The sequence below is a fragment of the Niallia circulans genome (assembly GCF_003726095.1).
In the GTDB taxonomy this organism is placed as follows: Bacteria; Bacillota; Bacilli; order Bacillales; family Cytobacillaceae; genus Niallia; species Niallia circulans_A.
Genome location: NZ_CP026031.1, coordinates 2,126,038 through 2,143,101 on the forward strand (window position 1 = coordinate 2,126,038; position 17,064 = coordinate 2,143,101).

Below are 17,064 nucleotides of genomic sequence, written 5' to 3' on the forward strand. Positions count from 1 at the left end.
CGCAGATCGTGATAACAACAAACATCATAAAGCAATCTTTAAACAAATAAAAAACCCAAACAATTATACGAAGTTTCCACACTTCCTATAAGTTCGGGTGTTGCTTTAGCTGGCATCTCATTGTCTAACATCCTATTCCTCTCCATCACGATTCTTTCCATTCATCCAAAAGTTTTTTTAATTTCTTCGCTTTGGCAAAGAATAAAATCGAAACACTTAAGAAGACAATCGAAGTAATAAGCATGCCCTCATTATAACCTGTTACCTTATCCATTTTAGGAATAATTACTCCTATATAAAAAAATGCTCCAACAGCTAGCAAAACGGTGCCAAATTGCTGATAATCAGATATCTTATCTGTTAAAATTTTTATCTTTTTCTCCATTTCTTCCCCTACTTTCTACTAAACTATATAATTACCATAACATAGGAATAGTAGATTAAGCTTTATGAAATCAATAGCTAAATTGCGATATTATGGAAAAAAAAATTATTGCGCTTCATCACGATTCATCCATAAAAAAAAGAGATTTACAAATAGGTTTCCTATCCGTAAATCTCTTGTCGATCATTATTGTAATGCCTGTTTTAGATCTTCCACTAAATCTTCTATATCTTCTAATCCAACAGAAATTCTTACAAGACCATCTGTTATCCCTAGCTCTGCTCTTCTTTCAGGCGGAATGGAGGCATGTGTCATTCTTGCTGGAACAGAGATTAGACTTTCTACAGCTCCTAAACTTTCTGCAAGTGTAAAATATTTCACTTTATTTAAAAGCTTATCAGCATTCTCTGCACTTCCCACATCAAAACTTACCATTCCTCCAAAGCCATGTGCTTGTTTCTTGCTAATTTCATGGTTTGGATGTGTAGGCAGTCCTGGATAATATATTTTTGCAATGGCTGGATGTTTTTCTAGAAAACTAACGATTTGCCTTGTGTTGCTTTCATGCTCTTCCATTCGAATTCCTAGTGTTTTCATCCCTCTTATTAATAGCCAAGAATCATGTGGTCCTAACACTCCACCAGTTGAATTTTGCACAAAATGAAGCTCTTCTCCTAATTTTTCGTCCTTTACAACAACAAGCCCGGATACCACATCACTATGACCACCAAGATACTTTGTGGCACTATGAAGGACAATATCTGCTCCCAATGTTAATGGCGTTTGCCAATAAGGAGTAGAAAAAGTATTATCAACAATCGTTAATAATCCCTTTTCTTTTGCAATCCGTGAAACGGCTTCAATATCTGTGATTTTTAATAATGGATTTGTTGGTGTTTCAATATACAAAGCTACTGTATTTTCTTTTATAGCCTCTTGGATATTGTTAATATCACTTGTATCGATAAAGGTTGCCTCTATTCCAAACTTATTCAGAACCTTTGTCATCACACGGAAGGTTCCCCCATATACATCGTCTGTTAAGAGGATATGGTCCCCCTTCTTAAATAGCATCATAACCGCAGTGATTGCTGCCATACCAGAACTAAATGCAAAGCCTCTTTTCCCTTCTTCTAAATCCTTGATAAGCTCTTCTAATGCATGGCGAGTAGGGTTTCCAGTTCTAGAGTATTCAAAGCCTTTATGATTGCCAATACCGTCTTGTTTATATGTGCTTACTTGATAAATCGGAATGTTCACTGCTCCTGTGTGCGGGTCTCCAGGAATTCCACCATGTATTAATTTTGTTTTTCTTTTCATTTAAATCCCTCCATCAAATATTTTTTTGCTCATATAACGATCACTAGAGTCTGGAAAAACCACAACGATATTACTGCCACTTTCTGCTTTCTGCGCTTCCTGTACAGCGGCATATAAAGCGGCTCCAGAGGAACTTCCTACAAGCAAACCTTCTTTTTGAGCTGCAAGCTTCACATACTCAAATGCATCTGCATCAGAAACGGTAGAAATTTGATCAAAATAGCTGGTATCCATATAGGCTGGGATGAACTCCATCCCAATTCCTTCCGTTTTATGTGGTCCACTTTTCCCACCATTTAAAATAGAGCCTTCTGGTTCTACTACTACCGCTTTGACAGCTGGATTTAGTTCTTTTAAATAGCGGGCTGTTCCCATAAAAGTACCACCTGTTCCAGCACCAGCAACAAATACGTCAACCTGATAATTTAATTGCTCCCATATTTCTGGCCCCAGTGTTTTATAATAAGTATTTGGATTTGCTTCATTTTCAAATTGTCCTGGTACATAAGCATTAGGTATGTTCCGCTGCAATTCTTTCGCTTTTTCAATTGCCCCTTGCATGCCAAAGGAAGTAGGCGTATGAATTATCTCCGCCCCTAATGCCTTCATAATTTCCTGCTTTTCGATACTAAATTTTTCCGGCACACAAACTATTACCTTTATTCCTGTATTTAATGCGGCAAGAGCTAACCCAATACCTGTATTTCCTGCCGTAGGCTCAATAATGGTACCACCTTTAGTAAGCTTTCCACTTTTTAACGCTTCTTGAATTAATTCATAACCCAGTCTATCTTTTATGCTTCCACCCGGATTACAAAATTCTAATTTTGCATATAAATGAACATTTTTAGGTAATGAAAAATGAGTCAATTCAAGCATTGGTGTATGACCTATTAACTCATGCACATTTCGATAAACATTCAAACTCCACACCACCCACTTATTTTTCCCCTATATAACAAGTTTCTTTCTAGACAAAAATTTCTCTATAACTTATTATTCTTAGTTGTTTACTTGCATTTAGAAGAAAAGAAAGGAAGGGTTTCCCCTTCTGCTCTTCTTTATATTCTCTCAACGATTCCTAACACTAGATTTGCTGAATGGACAGCCGCTTTTTCTAAATACTGATCAAAAGATAAATGGGATTCCTTCCCAGCAATATCAGATAAAGAGCGAATAATAACAAATGGAATATTATGTTGATAAGCAACCTGAGCGATTGCAGCTGCTTCCATTTCAACAGCTTGCAGATTCTCGAATTTTGATTTTATAAAGGCTGCCTTTTCTGGTTGATTGATAAAAGAGTCACCAGTTGTAATTAAACCTGTCACTACAGAATGATTGCCAATTTCCTTTGCACTTTGTTCTGCTGCAGCAATTAATCTTTCAGTCGCCTTAAAGCTTGCTGGCATTTGTGGAACTTGGCCGTATTCATAACCAAAAATAGTGGCGTCTACGTCATGATGACGTACTTCACTCGAAATAACAACGTCTCCTACTTCAAGAGTTGGATTTAATCCTCCTGCTGAACCTGTATTGATTAGATAGTCTGGTTTAAATGTTTGCATTAGAATCGTTGTACTCATTGCGGCATTCACTTTTCCTATGCCAGAACGAAGTAAAACAACCTCTTTCCCAAATAATTCACCTTCAATAAACTGAAATCCAACGATTGTCTGTTCTTTCTTATTTGCTATTTTTTCACGTAGTAAAGTTACTTCTTCTTCCATTGCACCGATTATTGCGATTTTCAATTCACTTACCTCTTTCGCTTATTTTTTCCCCTTCCATCATCCATACAAAGTCATTCAACTTCTTAAAATATGCGGAAAAACCATACTTCTCTAAAATTTCCGTTAGAAAGGGGATTGTTGTATAATACTCTCTTTGCAAGTCTTCTGCTAAATGGTGATGCTCCTTTTCCTTGGCATTCTTAATTGCCTCATCGTACGCATCTTTAGTGACATACATGGTATCTGCAAACACTATTTTACCACCTAAAGGGAGGAGATTACTATACTGTTTAATCGCTTCTTCTTTTTCTTGGTCGGTTAAGTGATGAAAAGCATAAGTACTTACAAAGGTATCTGGTTGCTGATCTAGCTTAAAGTGAAGAAAATCCCCATCTATTATGGTTGCTTTTGCATTAATTTTCTCCTTCGCCAACTTCCTCATTGCAGGCGATGGTTCTATGGCGGTAACCGTTAAACCCTTTTCAATCAGTTTAACAGTTAAATTTCCTGTACCAGGCCCAAATTCAACAACATGCCCTGTGGCACGTTCTGCTACCATTTTTAATATATAATCATACTTGTGAAAAACAGCTTCGTATTCTTTATTGTTAGTGAGACTGTCATCGTAAGAATCCGCCCATTGTTCAAAAATCTCAAGAAACTCTTTTCCCATAGCATTGCACCCCTGTTTTCTTAAATATATAATTCCTATAAGTATACTATGGTTTTAAATATTTCTTGTTCTTAATTTATCATATCTTTCTTTTTGTTATCAAGATGCAAAAAATAGTAAGTTTATTCCCTATTTTCAATCTTTATCAGACTGTTTTTATGTATTAATATTAATCCATTGTCTCCTTATGTTATGATATTTTTACTGTTAGGAAGAAAGGAAGATTTAAGCATGAATATCCAATTAGAAATGATAGAAGATAAGGTAGAGTTTTTTGAAGGAGAAAGTCTAAAAGCAATCGAGAAAAAAATCAATGAACAAGTAGAAGTCAATAAAGCTATATTGCTTTCTGTTCATTCTGTCTCCCATCAAGTTACTTTACTAGAGAATGGTCGGCCTTATTACACCGCCGTTGTCCATTTTAAAATGAAAAAGCAGTTTTAAAAAACAATAAAAAAGAACTGGAGCTTGATTCTCCAGTTCGAGTTTAACGAATATTTAAGTCTTTTATTTCTTCTACCTTCGTTGGTTTCCATCCACTTCCATCTACCCATTCTATATATACTCTATATTTTTCAGATTTATCTTTAGATGATACTGTTCCAATAGACTTCTGAGGATCATGATTATTATTACCAAGGAACCAAACAGTCATATTCCCGCTATCTAAGCCGGTTGCATAAGATAATGCTTTAATTTGTTCGTTCCAGTCTGCCCCTTCTGAATAAGTAGCTACATGCTCCCCTGTTTGGGATGTTCCAACAGGCTTCCAGGAAGGATTCTCAATCGTTTTAATAACATTCGAGTCACTGCCACCTTCTGTGACAATTTCCTCCCCATCAGATTCTTTTTCTTCTTCTGAAGTAGTGTTCTCCTCTTTATTATCTGATTTAGTCGTCGAAGCAGCTGTTTTATTCTCATCCGATACTTCTTGACCTGATTTCGGTTCGTTTTCTTTATTTTTAGCTGTATTTTTTTCATCATTTGTATGAAAAATAGAATATGATACAAATACAATTAGTAAAATCACAGCAACGATTAATCCATTTAAAATAAGATTCGTTTTCTTTCTTTTAGAACGTTGTGCATATCTCGTTTTACCTTCATTATTTATTTCATTACTCAAGGTGTTTCTCCTCCTATTTTCTTTCCATTTCCTCTTTATATAAGTTGATTTAACTCTCACTTTTCTTCTTTCACTGTACATATTTTAACATGGCAGTACACTTTTAGAAAAGCAAGATCCTATTGGCGTACTAGCGAGCAGCATTTTGCTGCTTTTTATCGATTCCTTTAACTACCTCTGCAAATAGTTGGTTGACCCCGCCTTCGTCTGAATAAACATCTAAATTCACTGTTACTAAGGCATATTTAGGCTTCTCATAAGGAAAATAACCTGCAAACCATTTATTATGTAACTGCTTCTCCTCTTTATATACGCCTGTTTCTGCCGTTCCTGATTTTCCAGCAATTTCATAGGGAAGATCTTGAAACCATCTGCCAGTTCCTTTATTGTTTGTAACAACTTCTCTTAAAAGTTTTTGGAGCCTTGAGGCGGTATAAGGAGATATTTTTCCTCCATCTAACTCTTGCTTATCAAAGGAATAAAAGGTTGTGCCATTTTTGTATTGAATATCTGAAACAACTCTGACACTTTCCTTTTCTCCTCCTCTAGCAATAGTCGCCATCATATTTGCCACTTCTAATGGTGTAACCCGTACCTCATGCTGTCCGATTCCCGTTAATGCAACATAGTTCTTATCCTTTTTCGCCTCCTCATTCAAAAACACTCTTCCCATTTCTTCGCCACTAAATTGTTTAAAATCAGGGGAATGAAAAACACTGCCTCGCCACCCCACCAGGCTAGTCAATGATAATTTAGCTGCATATTCCTCGATTAAATTTTCATCTATATCACTTAACTTCTTCGCTATTGTCCCAAAGGTATTGTTGCAACTAACTGCAAAGCTATCTGTAAAATTTAACATTCCATGCTGATATGTTAAGTCCTCTTCGCCATTGATTTTCTTGCTGCAATCATATTGCTTATTGTTATCATCCAATTTATTGTCGATCGCAGCTGCTGCAATGACTGTTTTGAAGACAGAGCCGACAATCTGCTGTTTTAGCATATAGTTATTAACTCCATCTGTCTGATAAGGATCTTTTGCATTTATCTTCGGCCTAGAAACCATTGCAGCAATCGAATTATCCTCTAGATCTAACAGAACTAGTCCACCTTTCTTTATGCCTTGTTCATCTACTAAGTCTTCTGCCATCTGCTGTAAATCTGTGTCTATGGTTGTGCGGACATTTACAGGATAAAACGGATTTGCAGGTTCTACATATTTGACATTTAAGCCAAAGAGTGGTCCTCCTTTTGCATCTACATGATAGACAAGCTTCGATTCGCCATCAGGCAAAAGAAATTCATCAAAGCTTCTTTCTAAGCCTGTTAAACCAATTAATGTAGAACCTCCTAGCTTTCTATCAGGATATCGCTTTCCTAATTGCTCTTCATTTTGACCAGTAATCCCTAGCAGTTGTTCGGCGATACTATTATTGATATGAAACTTTTTCTCTGCGGCAAAAACACCTGGAATCTTCAGCTGATTGATAGCAGACATTTGCCTGCTTGTTAATTCCAATGGTTTCTTTCCTCCAAAAACAACCGGATCTTTTGCATCGATAATACTATTCTTTACATTGTATTCACTTGTCCCAATAATATCCGCTACTTTTTTGCTATCCCAATCCATTTTTTTTAAAAAAGGAAATAATATTAAAACTGCTTTTGTCTGATGTGTTAGCGAATTTCCATTTTTATCAAGAAAGGTTCCCCGACCATTGTCCAAAAGCATTTCTTGTGATCTTTGTTTTACACTTGCTTCCACCAAATTAATATTATGCTTAGTGAAATGATTTGTCTCTATTAACTGCACTTGTATTAGCCTTCCTAGCAATATACATAAAGCAAATAAAAAAAGGATACCGATGCCAACTATTCTTTTTCTCCACATAAATAAAACACCTCATCAAAAGTGTTGACGAGGTGTCCCATTTATAAACAAGTCCATGATAACTTTTTATTCCGTTATCCATTCCATTAAATTACTTATTTAATTGTAACGATTTGTACATTCATTTCTCCGCCTGGAGTCTGTACAATTACTTTATCGCCAACTTTTTTGCCAATTAAGCTTTTAGCGATTGGAGAATCGTTTGAAATCTTCCCTTCGAATGGATCTGCTTCCGCACTACCAACGATTGTATATGTTTCTTCTTCACCGTCTGGAAGCTCGACGAATGTAACAGAACTACCAAGTGAAACAGTGTCGCGATCTAACTCATCTTCCGAGATAATTTTTGCATTTCGAATCATATTTTCGATCGTAGTGATACGACCCTCTACAAAAGCTTGTTCTTCTTTCGCAGAATCATACTCTGAGTTTTCGGATAAGTCACCGAAACTACGTGCAATTTTAATACGTTCTACAACTTCTTTACGTTTAACTGTTTTTAACTGTTCTAGTTCCTGTTCTAATTTTTCTTTACCTGCTAATGTCATTGGAAATTCTTTTTCGATTGCCAAAATCTTCACTCCTTCAAGTATGGGATTAATGAATAGCCATGAAACTATTTGTAAAATCCCTAATAATTATGTATTTAAAGATAATAGCACGACATCTTAGAAATGGACGCGCTTTTTTTTCTAATAGAATGAGTTTAATACGGATTGAAGAAAAAAGAAAGCATTTTCTATTAGATTGCCTGTAATGATTTAACATTTTTTCACTAATTAGCGATTTTTGTTAAAAGAATGATTATTTTTATGAAATTAACAATAGGATAAAAATTATCAAATATCATTACAGAGAGCTCTTTTATTTATCCCATTATTTTAACCCATTGGTTTCTTGCATAATCCATATTTGGAAAAATAGGCTGTCTATAATGGAACAGCCTATTTCCCAGAAATTTTTCATGAATACTTTCTATTGTTTCATAAAAGTGATTTTTGTTCAAGAATTGTTTGAATTTTTGTAACCATAAGATCAATGGCTACGTGATTATGACCGCCCTCAGGAATTATAATATCTGCATATCTTTTTGTTGGTTCAATAAATTGATTATGCATGGGACGAACTACATTAACATATTGTTCAATTACAGAGTCAATCGTTCTTCCTCTTTCTTTGATATCCCTCATTAATCTTCTGATAATACGTAAATCCGCATCTGTGTCAACAAATAACTTCATATCCATTAAATCACGAAGACTTTCATCCTCCAATATTAAGATACCTTCCACAATGATTACATCCTTAGGTTCAACTAGGATAGTTTCATCGGAGCGGGTATGCATGGCATAATTATATACTGGCTTTTCCACTGCTTCATAATTTAATAATTTTTGAATATGATCAATTAATAATTCTGTATCAAATGCTAACGGATGGTCATAATTCGTTTTTAATCTTTCCTCAAATGGTAAATGAGATTGATCTTTATAGTAATAATCTTGTTCGATCATTAAAATCGAATGTCCTTTAAAATGGTCAAATATAGCTTTGGTCACACTTGTTTTTCCAGATCCGGAGCCACCTGCGACACCAATAACTACTGGTTTCGGCTGCATGCTTATTAAAGCTCCTTTCGCATCATATTATTTGGATAAACAGGGTGGTCCACTTTGAATTTAACAATTTGTAAAGGATGTCTTGCAGCATCGATTTCTTTTCCGTCTGCATCCCAAATTTTATCAACAACCATTGTAAAATTATCAATTTCCGGACCAAAAAATTCCACTTCCTGCCCCTGTTTGAAGAAGTTTCTTTGTTGTAATGTTACTATTTTTGTCTCTTCATTATAATCGAGCACTAAACCAGCAAAGTCAAAAGTGGTCTTTTTGCTATGATTTCCAAACATTTGCTCTTTATACCCTGGCTGACCTTCAAAGAAAGCAGGTGCTGTATCTCGATTTGCACATTTATCTAGTTCTTTAAGCCATTCCTCTTGAATGACAAAATGATCTGGATCTGCACAATAGGCATCAATCACTTTTCGGTAAACACTAACAACTGTAGCAATATAATGAATGGATTTCATTCTACCTTCAATTTTTAAACTGTCTATGCCTAGTTCAATCATACGTGGAATAGATTCGATAAGCTTTAAATCTTTTGGACTCATCGCAAAAGGAGCATCACCTTCAGAGAATAAAGGCTTTTCCTCCGCACCATCTAGCTTGTACAAATCATAATCCCAGCGACATGATTGACAACAGCCGCCGCGGTTAGAATCTCGAGCCGTCATATGATTACTCAATGTACAACGACCAGAATATGCGATACACATTGCGCCATGAATGAATGTTTCGATTTCGATATCTACTTTTTCTTTCATTTCTTTTATCTCTTCTGCACTTGTTTCACGGGCAAGCACAACCCGTTCTAAACCTTCATCCTTCCAATACTGAACTGCCTTCCAGTTAGAAAGAGATTGCTGTGTACTTAAATGCACTTCTATTTCGGGTGCTACTCTACGGCATGTCTCGATAATTAATGGGTCTGCCACAATAATTCCATGTACACCTGCTGACTTTAAGCCCAGTAAGTATTCTTCTAAACCGTCAATATTTTCATTATGTGCAAATATATTGGTAGTAACATATATTTTTGCTTGATATTTCTTAGCAAACTCCACTCCCTCTTTCATTTCTTCAAAAGTGAAGTTTCCAGCATTCGAACGAAGCCCATATTCTTGTCCACCAATAAAGACAGCATCTGCACCGTATGTAACAGCAATTTTTAATTTCTCTAAATTACCAGCAGGTGCTAGCAGTTCCGGTTTCTTTACAATTACTCTTTTTCCATCTCTTATTTCAGAAATAGGATCTTTAACTAATGTCATTTTCCCTTCTCCTCCACTTGTTTAGTAAACCGTTTCTTTAAAGAAAAATCCTGTGTCCAATGGTCTATTAGGTGGTTGAATTTTTTCTATCTCAGCAAGTAAATGGTCTTTTTCTTCTTCATATCGATCTGGATCATTTAAATACAAAGTTATTGCTTGATAATATAGTCCAGTAACGGCAATAATATAGCTTGGTTCTTTCAAAAGACCGTCGATTTTGAAAGAATCAATGCCAGCATCCAATAGATCTGCAAGCTCATCAATGATACAAATGTCATTTGGACTCATAATATGTGTCCCATTTTCATCCTGAAAAATTGGATATTTATTTTCTCTTTCTTTATCATGCAGAAAGAAGTTCTTATCTGATTTACTTGCTTCCAATTCCACTTCTTTCCCTTGATATTGAAAGTAATGTTCTAGTAAAGTACGTTTTGATTGAAACATCGTCGTCATTCCATGAACTTGGATTTCAATCTCCACTTCTGCATTTTCTTTTGTTTCAATGATGGCGTCCATGCTAATTTCTCTTGCTAGGACCGCTCTTTTTGCACCTTTGCGTCCCCAATAATTACATGTGTACCAGTTTGTCCCTGTTGTTTCTGTACTCCAATGCAATTTCATATTTGGCACAACTTCTCTGGCAATCATTAAAACAGCTGGATCGCCATAATATATTGCATCCGCATTTACAGCCACTAAAAACCGCAGATATTCTGTTACATCCTCGATTTTATCATTATGAAAAATTGCATTTACAGCCACATATACTTTTTTCCCTCTTTGGTGTGCGATTTCAATCGCCTTTTTTACATCGTCCCGATTAAATTCACCGGCTAATCTCAAACCAAATTTTTGTTCTCCGATAACAAAAGCATCTGCTCCATTATCAATAAGCGGCTCTATATCGTTTATACTGGTTGGCGTTACTAGTAATTCCGGTTTTTTCATTCTTATCCCCTCTTTTTACTAATTGCAATACCGTCTCCCACAGGCAAGATTGCTGTGTGATAATCCTGATTTCCCATAAGCCATTGATTATAATTTCTTATTTTCCGTACTAATTGACGAAGATTTCTACTATCTATCTCTTCTGCTGCCACTAAACCATGAAATAATATATTATCTGTATACACGATTCCGTCATTCGATAACAAAGGGCTGTAAAGATCGAAAAACTTTTGATATTGTCCCTTTGCCGCATCGATAAAGATAGCATCAAACGGTCCATATTGCTCAACTATGGAACCTAATTCAAGGGCATCACCTTGTAAAAGGACAATTTGTGCTTCAAGCTTAAACTTTTCGACATTTTCCTTCGCTACTAAATACCTTTGTTCATCTCTTTCCAACGTAACTATTTGAGAAGATGGTAATGCTTCCGCCATTCTTATGGCAGAATATCCTATCGCCGTGCCAACTTCTAATATTTTTTTAGGCTGCTGAATTCGTAGTAATTGTAATAATGTTTCAATCCCTATTAACTCCATAATGGGAACTTCATTTTGTTTCGCATAATGTTCCATTTCACTAATCTGGTTATTTCTTTCTGGAATTAAATTTTCAATATACTCCAGGATTTGTTTATTTTGCAAGGATGAGTCCCTCCTAATTAATCCATAAAGCCCTATCCTTTTTTCTTCTACCTAAAAATAGTTAGCTTCTTATTAAGAACCTAACACATCAAAAAAGTGTATATAATTTGGGTATTTCATTAAATGTATACTCAAAAACACTTGTACCATTTTATCATAAAATATAGGAGAATGCTAATAAATCTTCAGATATCAACAGCAATCCATATAAAAGATGACAATTTTTCGAACAAAATAACGTAATTTCAAAAAAAGACTACAGTCCAAACATCTTTTTGTTTGACTGTAGTCTTTTTTTTGTTGAAGAATGTTAGTCATTCTCTGTAATATATTTTGCTTTCAATTCATTATGTTCATTAAGCGATTTAGAAAAGTACACTTTCCCATCTTTTGAAGCTAAGAAATAGAGATAATCTGTATCATCCGGATGCAATGCCGCTTCCATAGAAACAGTTCCTGCATTGGCAATAGGTCCAGGTGGTAAGCCTACATTTTGATAGGTATTATAAGGTGAATCTACCTCTAGATCTTTATAATAAACCCTATCCTTATGCTCTCCCAAAGCATAAAGTACTGTCGGGTCTGTTTGCAATGGCATCCCTTGTTCGATACGATTATAGAACACACTGGCAATTTTCTTTCTATCCACATTTTTGGTTGCTTCTTCTTCAATTAACGAAGACATTGTTAAAAATTGATGGACGGTTAATTTATCTCGTTCAATTTCCGTTTCATATGCTTTTACTACACTTTCTGTTTTATCAAGCATTACGGAAATGATTGCTTCCAATGTTGGCTTTTCTTCATAATAAGAATAAGTTGCAGGAAATAAATAACCTTCTAGCGGATATTTGATATTTTTCGCCCAAATTTCTGTTGTTAATAAATCTGGATATTTGGCCATTAGCCCTTTGATAAATGCTTCATCGTTTAATTGTTTCCAAACCTCTTCTTCCTTTTGGTTTGTCTTCTTCGCGATAATAGCGGAAATTTCTTTTAATTGTCTTCCTTCAGGTATCGTCATGGTAAAGACCGGTTCTTGCATAATTTTTCCGGTTTTCAAGCTGTCAATAATCTCTTGAATCGACATGGATGGATTCATATGATATTCTCCAGCCATGAAATTCGACTCATTTTTAAATTTCACATAATATTTAAACACCTTTGCGTTTTTTACAAGTCCCTTATCTTCAAGCAATTGGGAAATAGTGCTTACACCAGACCCAATCGGGATTTCCACTACAATATCTTTATCACTATCTGGATTAACTGGTTTTAATGCTGATTTTATGTAAAAGTAACCAGACGTCCCTACAACTGCTACAATCATAATTAATACTAAGGCAACAATGACCACGACTTTTCTGACTAATTTTGCTTCTTGTTGTCTCTGATTTAAATTAGCTATAAATAACTCCTTCTTACTATTTATTGTATTGTTCTCGTCTTTATTATTCGTCAATCTTTTCCCTCCTTGACACACACCACTCCAACATTTTTTACATATCTCGACCTATTATACTATATTTTGCTAAGAAAGTTGTAGCTTTTAGTGAAATTTACATACTACTGAAAGCTGGACTAGTAGTTAACAAAAAATAAAAAAAGAGCCCAAAAGGACTCTCTTTTCTTCTATCCGTTATTACTCTTCTTCTTGTTCAGCAAGGAATGTATTTAACATTTCTTCGACTAAATCCCATTCTTCTTCAGTTTCAATCGGAGATAGTTCACCGTCGCCTGTTTCTTCATTTGGAATGAAGGAAGATGCGTGGATGTCGATTTCTTCATCATCGCTTTCATCTCCAAGAGGATAATATAATACATATGATTTTCCAAATTCATCTGATTCAAATGTAAATAGAATCTCACATAATTGTTCATTTCCTTGTTCGTCTACAACTGTAATTGTATTAGTCTCACCGTGTTCCATATTTCCACCTCATTATTTTTGACTGTCTAAATATCCTTGCAAAATGATAGATGCAGCCATTTTATCGATTACTTTTTTACGTTTTTTTCTACTAACATCTGCTTCCAATAGAATTCTTTCAGCAGCCATCGTTGTTAGTCGTTCATCCCAAAAAACAACCGGCAGTTCAAATCGTTCTTCTAAAAGCTGCCCGTACATTTGACTAGCTTCTCCACGAAAGCCTATGCTGCCATTCATATTTTTAGGAAGTCCAACCACTATTTTACCTATATCATACTCAACAATCAAGGACGCAATACGGTCAAGCCCAAATTGTTCTTTCTCTTCATCAATTTTAATTGTTTCAATTCCTTGTGCTGTCCATCCTAAAGCATCACTAACAGCAACTCCTACTGTTTTTGAGCCAACATCTAAGCCCATTAATCGCATACGTCTATTCCTCTCGTTGCTGTTTTAAATAAAACTTTACAAGTTCCTCAATAATTTCATCTCGTTCTAATTTTCGGATGATATTGCGTGCATCCATGTGACGGGGAATATAAGCAGGATCCCCAGAAAGTAAATAACCAACAATTTGATTGATTGGATTATAGCCTTTTTCTTGAAGTGCATCGTAAACTTGATAAAGTACTTCTTTTACATCATGTTCATATGGTTCTTCTGGAAAATTGAATCTCATTGTTTTATCAAATGAGCTCATTTTGAACACCCCATTTCCTTTTCGAACAATTTCTGTTAAGAGTTATCTACATTTTACACTACTTGTCCTTAATATCAAACGGATTTCACATATTCTTGTACAAATTCTAATGCTTCATTTAGTTTAGAAGGATCTTTACCGCCTGCTTGAGCCATATCTGGACGGCCGCCTCCGCCGCCTCCACAAATGGAAGCTACTTCTTTTACTATCTTTCCTGCATGGAAACCTTTATCCATTAAATCCTTGGTTACACCAGCAATAATACTTACTTTTCCTTCATTGACACTTCCAAGTACTAATACGACAGAATCTATTTTTTGTTTTAATTCATCTGCCATTGTGCGAAGATTATTCATATCTACATTCGGGATAGAAGCCGCTAATACTGGGACTTCATTCACTAATTTCACTTGATCAACAAGATTGCCTGCTTCAATATTGCTTAGTTTTGCAGCAAGTGATTCATTTTCCCGTTGTAATTGCTTCACCTCTGTAAGAAGACTGTCTACGCGAGTAACGACATCTTTGGGACTAGTTTTTAACTTATTCGCCGCTTCTTTTAATAAGTGAATTTGATCTGTCAGTTGTTGGTATGCCGCTTGTCCAGTTACTGCTTCAATACGTCTTGTTCCTGCGCCAATTCCAGCTTCCGAAACAATTTTAAATAAACCAATTGCTGAAGTATTATCAACATGACACCCGCCGCATAGTTCTAAGCTATACTCACCAACTTGGACAACACGTACTACTTTTCCATATTTTTCACCAAATAAAGCCATTGCACCCATTGCTTTAGCCTCTTCGATATCCTTGTAATCAATTTGAACTGCAATACTTTCCCATATCTTTTCGTTAACGATTCGTTCAATCTCATCTAATTCCTCTGCAGTAATTTGCCCAAAATGAGAAAAATCAAAACGTAAACGATCTGGTTGTACAAGAGATCCTGCTTGATTAACATGTGTTCCAAGAACATCTTTTAATGCCTGATGTAATAAATGAGTTGCTGTATGGTTCTTTATAATTTTGGAACGATTTTTACTATCCACTTTAGCTGCTAATCTATCATTTACCCTAACAGCTCCTGTTTCAATTATTCCTTTGTGTAAATTTTGACCATTTGGCGCTTTTTGAACATCTTCCACGCTAATTGTCACATGATCCGATTTTAACGTTCCTTTGTCAGCAATTTGACCGCCGCTTTCTGCATAGAATGGTGTTTTGTCTAATATAAACTGAATTTCATCCCCAGCTTCTGCAGTCTCTACTTCTTGACCATTTCTTAATAAAGCCACGATTTGCGCTTCATTTGACCACTGATCATAACCAATAAATTCACTTTCCACTTTAATATTGCCTAACACTCCACTTTGAACTTGCATGCTGTCAACTTCTTGACGTGCTTTTCGGGCGCGATCACGCTGACTTTCCATTTCTTTTTCGAAACCTTCATGATCAATAGCCAGACCTTGCTCCTCTGCATATTCCTCTGTAAGTTCAACTGGGAATCCATACGTATCGTACAAACGGAAAATATCTTCTCCAGCTATAACTCCATTGTCTTTTGCTTTCTCCATTACTTCGGAAAGGATAGCAAGACCTTCATTTAATGTTTCATGGAATCGTTCTTCTTCACTTTTCATGACTTTTTGAATAAATTCTGTCTTTTCCTTTACAGTAGGATAATAATCTACCATAATTTCAGCCACTACTGGAACTAATTCAAACATAAATGGTCTGTTGATATTAATTTTCTTTGCATAACGAACTGCTCTGCGCAACAAACGTCTTAACACATAACCTCTTCCTTCATTTGACGGAAGAGCCCCGTCACCTATTGCAAAAGCCACTGTACGTATATGGTCTGCGATTACTTTAAATGCTTCATCGCTTAAAGAGTCCTTGCCATACCGGACATCTGCTAATTGTTCAGTCGCGCGAATAATCGGCATAAATAAATCTGTATCAAAGTTTGTTGGAACATTTTGAACAACAGACGCCATACGCTCCAAGCCCATACCTGTATCAATATTCTTCTTTGGCAGAGGTGTATAAGTGCCGTCTGGATTATGGTTAAATTCAGAGAAAACAAGGTTCCATACTTCTAAGTAACGATCATTTTCTCCACCTGGATATAATTCTGGATCGTTGATATCATTGCCATATTCTGGACCACGATCATAGAATATTTCTGTATTAGGACCACTTGGACCTTCACCTATGTCCCAAAAGTTACCTTCTAAGCGAATAATGCGATTCTCTGGTATGCCAATTTTATCTCGCCATAAAACATATGCTTCTTCATCCTCTGGATGGATGGTTACAGAAAGCTTTTCTTTATCAAAGCCAATCCATTTTTCATCTGTCAAGAACTCCCAAGCCCATTCGATTGCTTCTTCTTTAAAATAATCCCCAATCGAAAAGTTACCAAGCATTTCAAAAAAAGTATGGTGACGCGCCGTTTTGCCCACATTTTCAATATCGTTTGTACGAATTGATTTTTGCGCATTTGTTATTCTTGGATTTTCAGGAATAACGCGACCATCAAAATATTTTTTTAAGGTAGCTACACCACTATTAATCCATAATAATGACGGATCATCATGAGGCACTAAAGATGCACTTGGCTCAATCGCATGCCCTTTGCCCTGAAAAAATTCTAAAAATTTGCTTCTTATTTCTGCACCAGTTAAGTTTTTCATCACATATCCTCCTGTTTTTTCTTATGTATTTGCTACAACCACTAACGTTTACCGTTTTAAGGCATAAAAAAAACTCCCATCCCTGGACAGGGACGAAAGTATTGCTCGCGGTA

At 35.7% G+C, this 17,064-nt stretch carries 18 protein-coding genes and 1 other annotated feature (1 of these 19 only partly in view); of the genes, 1 reads left to right on the top strand and 17 read right to left on the bottom strand.

Features of this window, described 5'->3' with window-relative positions; genetic code table 11:
- Positions 1-145: 145 nt before the first annotated feature.
- The 5 genes from C2I06_RS10455 to C2I06_RS10475 all read right to left on the bottom strand — a co-directional run bounded on the left by C2I06_RS10455 (position 146) and on the right by C2I06_RS10475 (position 4,111).
- Positions 146-385 (bottom strand): YrhC family protein, encoded by a 240-nt coding sequence (locus tag C2I06_RS10455; RefSeq protein ID WP_095331731.1) that lies wholly within the window; start codon positions 383-385, stop codon positions 146-148.
- A gap of 186 nt (positions 386-571) precedes the next feature.
- Complete coding sequence (locus C2I06_RS10460; RefSeq protein WP_095331729.1) at positions 572-1,705, bottom strand: bifunctional cystathionine gamma-lyase/homocysteine desulfhydrase; 1,134 nt, start codon at positions 1,703-1,705, stop codon at positions 572-574.
- Positions 1,706-2,629 (bottom strand): cysteine synthase A, encoded by a 924-nt coding sequence (cysK, locus tag C2I06_RS10465; protein ID WP_123258026.1) that lies wholly within the window; start codon positions 2,627-2,629, stop codon positions 1,706-1,708.
- Positions 2,630-2,766: 137 nt separating this feature from the next.
- Positions 2,767-3,459 (bottom strand): 5'-methylthioadenosine/S-adenosylhomocysteine nucleosidase, encoded by a 693-nt coding sequence (gene mtnN, locus C2I06_RS10470; RefSeq protein ID WP_095331727.1) that lies wholly within the window; start codon positions 3,457-3,459, stop codon positions 2,767-2,769.
- A gap of 1 nt (position 3,460) precedes the next feature.
- Positions 3,461-4,111, bottom strand: a complete 651-nt coding sequence (locus tag C2I06_RS10475) for a class I SAM-dependent DNA methyltransferase (protein WP_123258027.1) — start codon at positions 4,109-4,111, stop codon at positions 3,461-3,463.
- 231 nt (positions 4,112-4,342) lie between these two features.
- Between C2I06_RS10475 and C2I06_RS10480 the strand changes: the two genes are divergently transcribed.
- Positions 4,343-4,555 carry a YrzA family protein gene (locus tag C2I06_RS10480; RefSeq protein WP_095331723.1) on the top strand — a complete coding sequence of 71 codons (213 nt, stop codon included), beginning with the start codon at positions 4,343-4,345 and terminating at the stop codon, positions 4,553-4,555.
- A 43-nt stretch (positions 4,556-4,598) separates the two neighbouring features.
- Here C2I06_RS10480 and C2I06_RS10485 read toward each other — a convergent pair whose 3' ends face one another.
- From C2I06_RS10485 to alaS, 12 genes are all read right to left on the bottom strand, one after another.
- Entirely contained in the window at positions 4,599-5,237 is a 639-nt protein-coding gene (locus tag C2I06_RS10485; protein WP_095331721.1) for a DUF1510 family protein, read from the bottom strand.
- Positions 5,238-5,367: 130 nt separating this feature from the next.
- Positions 5,368-7,131, bottom strand: a complete 1,764-nt coding sequence (locus C2I06_RS10490; RefSeq protein ID WP_095331719.1) for a peptidoglycan D,D-transpeptidase FtsI family protein — start codon at positions 7,129-7,131, stop codon at positions 5,368-5,370.
- A 95-nt stretch (positions 7,132-7,226) separates the two neighbouring features.
- Positions 7,227-7,703, bottom strand: a complete 477-nt coding sequence (gene greA, locus C2I06_RS10495; protein WP_047944032.1) for a transcription elongation factor GreA — start codon at positions 7,701-7,703, stop codon at positions 7,227-7,229.
- 411 nt (positions 7,704-8,114) lie between these two features.
- A complete protein-coding gene (gene udk, locus C2I06_RS10500) occupies positions 8,115-8,750 on the bottom strand; it encodes a uridine kinase (protein WP_095331717.1) in 636 nt (211 codons plus the stop codon).
- A 5-nt stretch (positions 8,751-8,755) separates the two neighbouring features.
- Positions 8,756-10,024, bottom strand: a complete 1,269-nt coding sequence (locus C2I06_RS10505) for a peptidase U32 family protein (protein ID WP_123258028.1) — start codon at positions 10,022-10,024, stop codon at positions 8,756-8,758.
- A gap of 21 nt (positions 10,025-10,045) precedes the next feature.
- Positions 10,046-10,975 carry a peptidase U32 family protein gene (locus C2I06_RS10510; protein ID WP_123258029.1) on the bottom strand — a complete coding sequence of 310 codons (930 nt, stop codon included), beginning with the start codon at positions 10,973-10,975 and terminating at the stop codon, positions 10,046-10,048.
- 2 nt (positions 10,976-10,977) lie between these two features.
- Positions 10,978-11,619, bottom strand: a complete 642-nt coding sequence (locus C2I06_RS10515) for an O-methyltransferase (protein WP_235850302.1) — start codon at positions 11,617-11,619, stop codon at positions 10,978-10,980.
- Positions 11,620-11,929: 310 nt separating this feature from the next.
- On the bottom strand, positions 11,930-13,081 hold the full coding sequence (mltG, locus tag C2I06_RS10520) for an endolytic transglycosylase MltG (protein WP_123258030.1): 1,152 nt from the start codon (positions 13,079-13,081) through the stop codon (positions 11,930-11,932).
- Positions 13,082-13,261: 180 nt separating this feature from the next.
- Positions 13,262-13,549 carry a DUF1292 domain-containing protein gene (locus tag C2I06_RS10525; RefSeq protein WP_047944340.1) on the bottom strand — a complete coding sequence of 96 codons (288 nt, stop codon included), beginning with the start codon at positions 13,547-13,549 and terminating at the stop codon, positions 13,262-13,264.
- A gap of 12 nt (positions 13,550-13,561) precedes the next feature.
- A complete protein-coding gene (gene ruvX / locus C2I06_RS10530) occupies positions 13,562-13,978 on the bottom strand; it encodes a Holliday junction resolvase RuvX (protein WP_095331709.1) in 417 nt (138 codons plus the stop codon).
- 4 nt (positions 13,979-13,982) lie between these two features.
- Positions 13,983-14,249, bottom strand: coding sequence for an IreB family regulatory phosphoprotein (locus C2I06_RS10535; RefSeq protein WP_047944338.1), 267 nt, complete (start codon positions 14,247-14,249; stop codon positions 13,983-13,985).
- A gap of 74 nt (positions 14,250-14,323) precedes the next feature.
- Positions 14,324-16,951, bottom strand: coding sequence for an alanine--tRNA ligase (gene alaS, locus C2I06_RS10540; RefSeq protein WP_123258031.1), 2,628 nt, complete (start codon positions 16,949-16,951; stop codon positions 14,324-14,326).
- Positions 16,952-17,036: 85 nt separating this feature from the next.
- Positions 17,037-17,064, bottom strand: a binding site (T-box leader) (it continues 204 nt past the right edge of the window).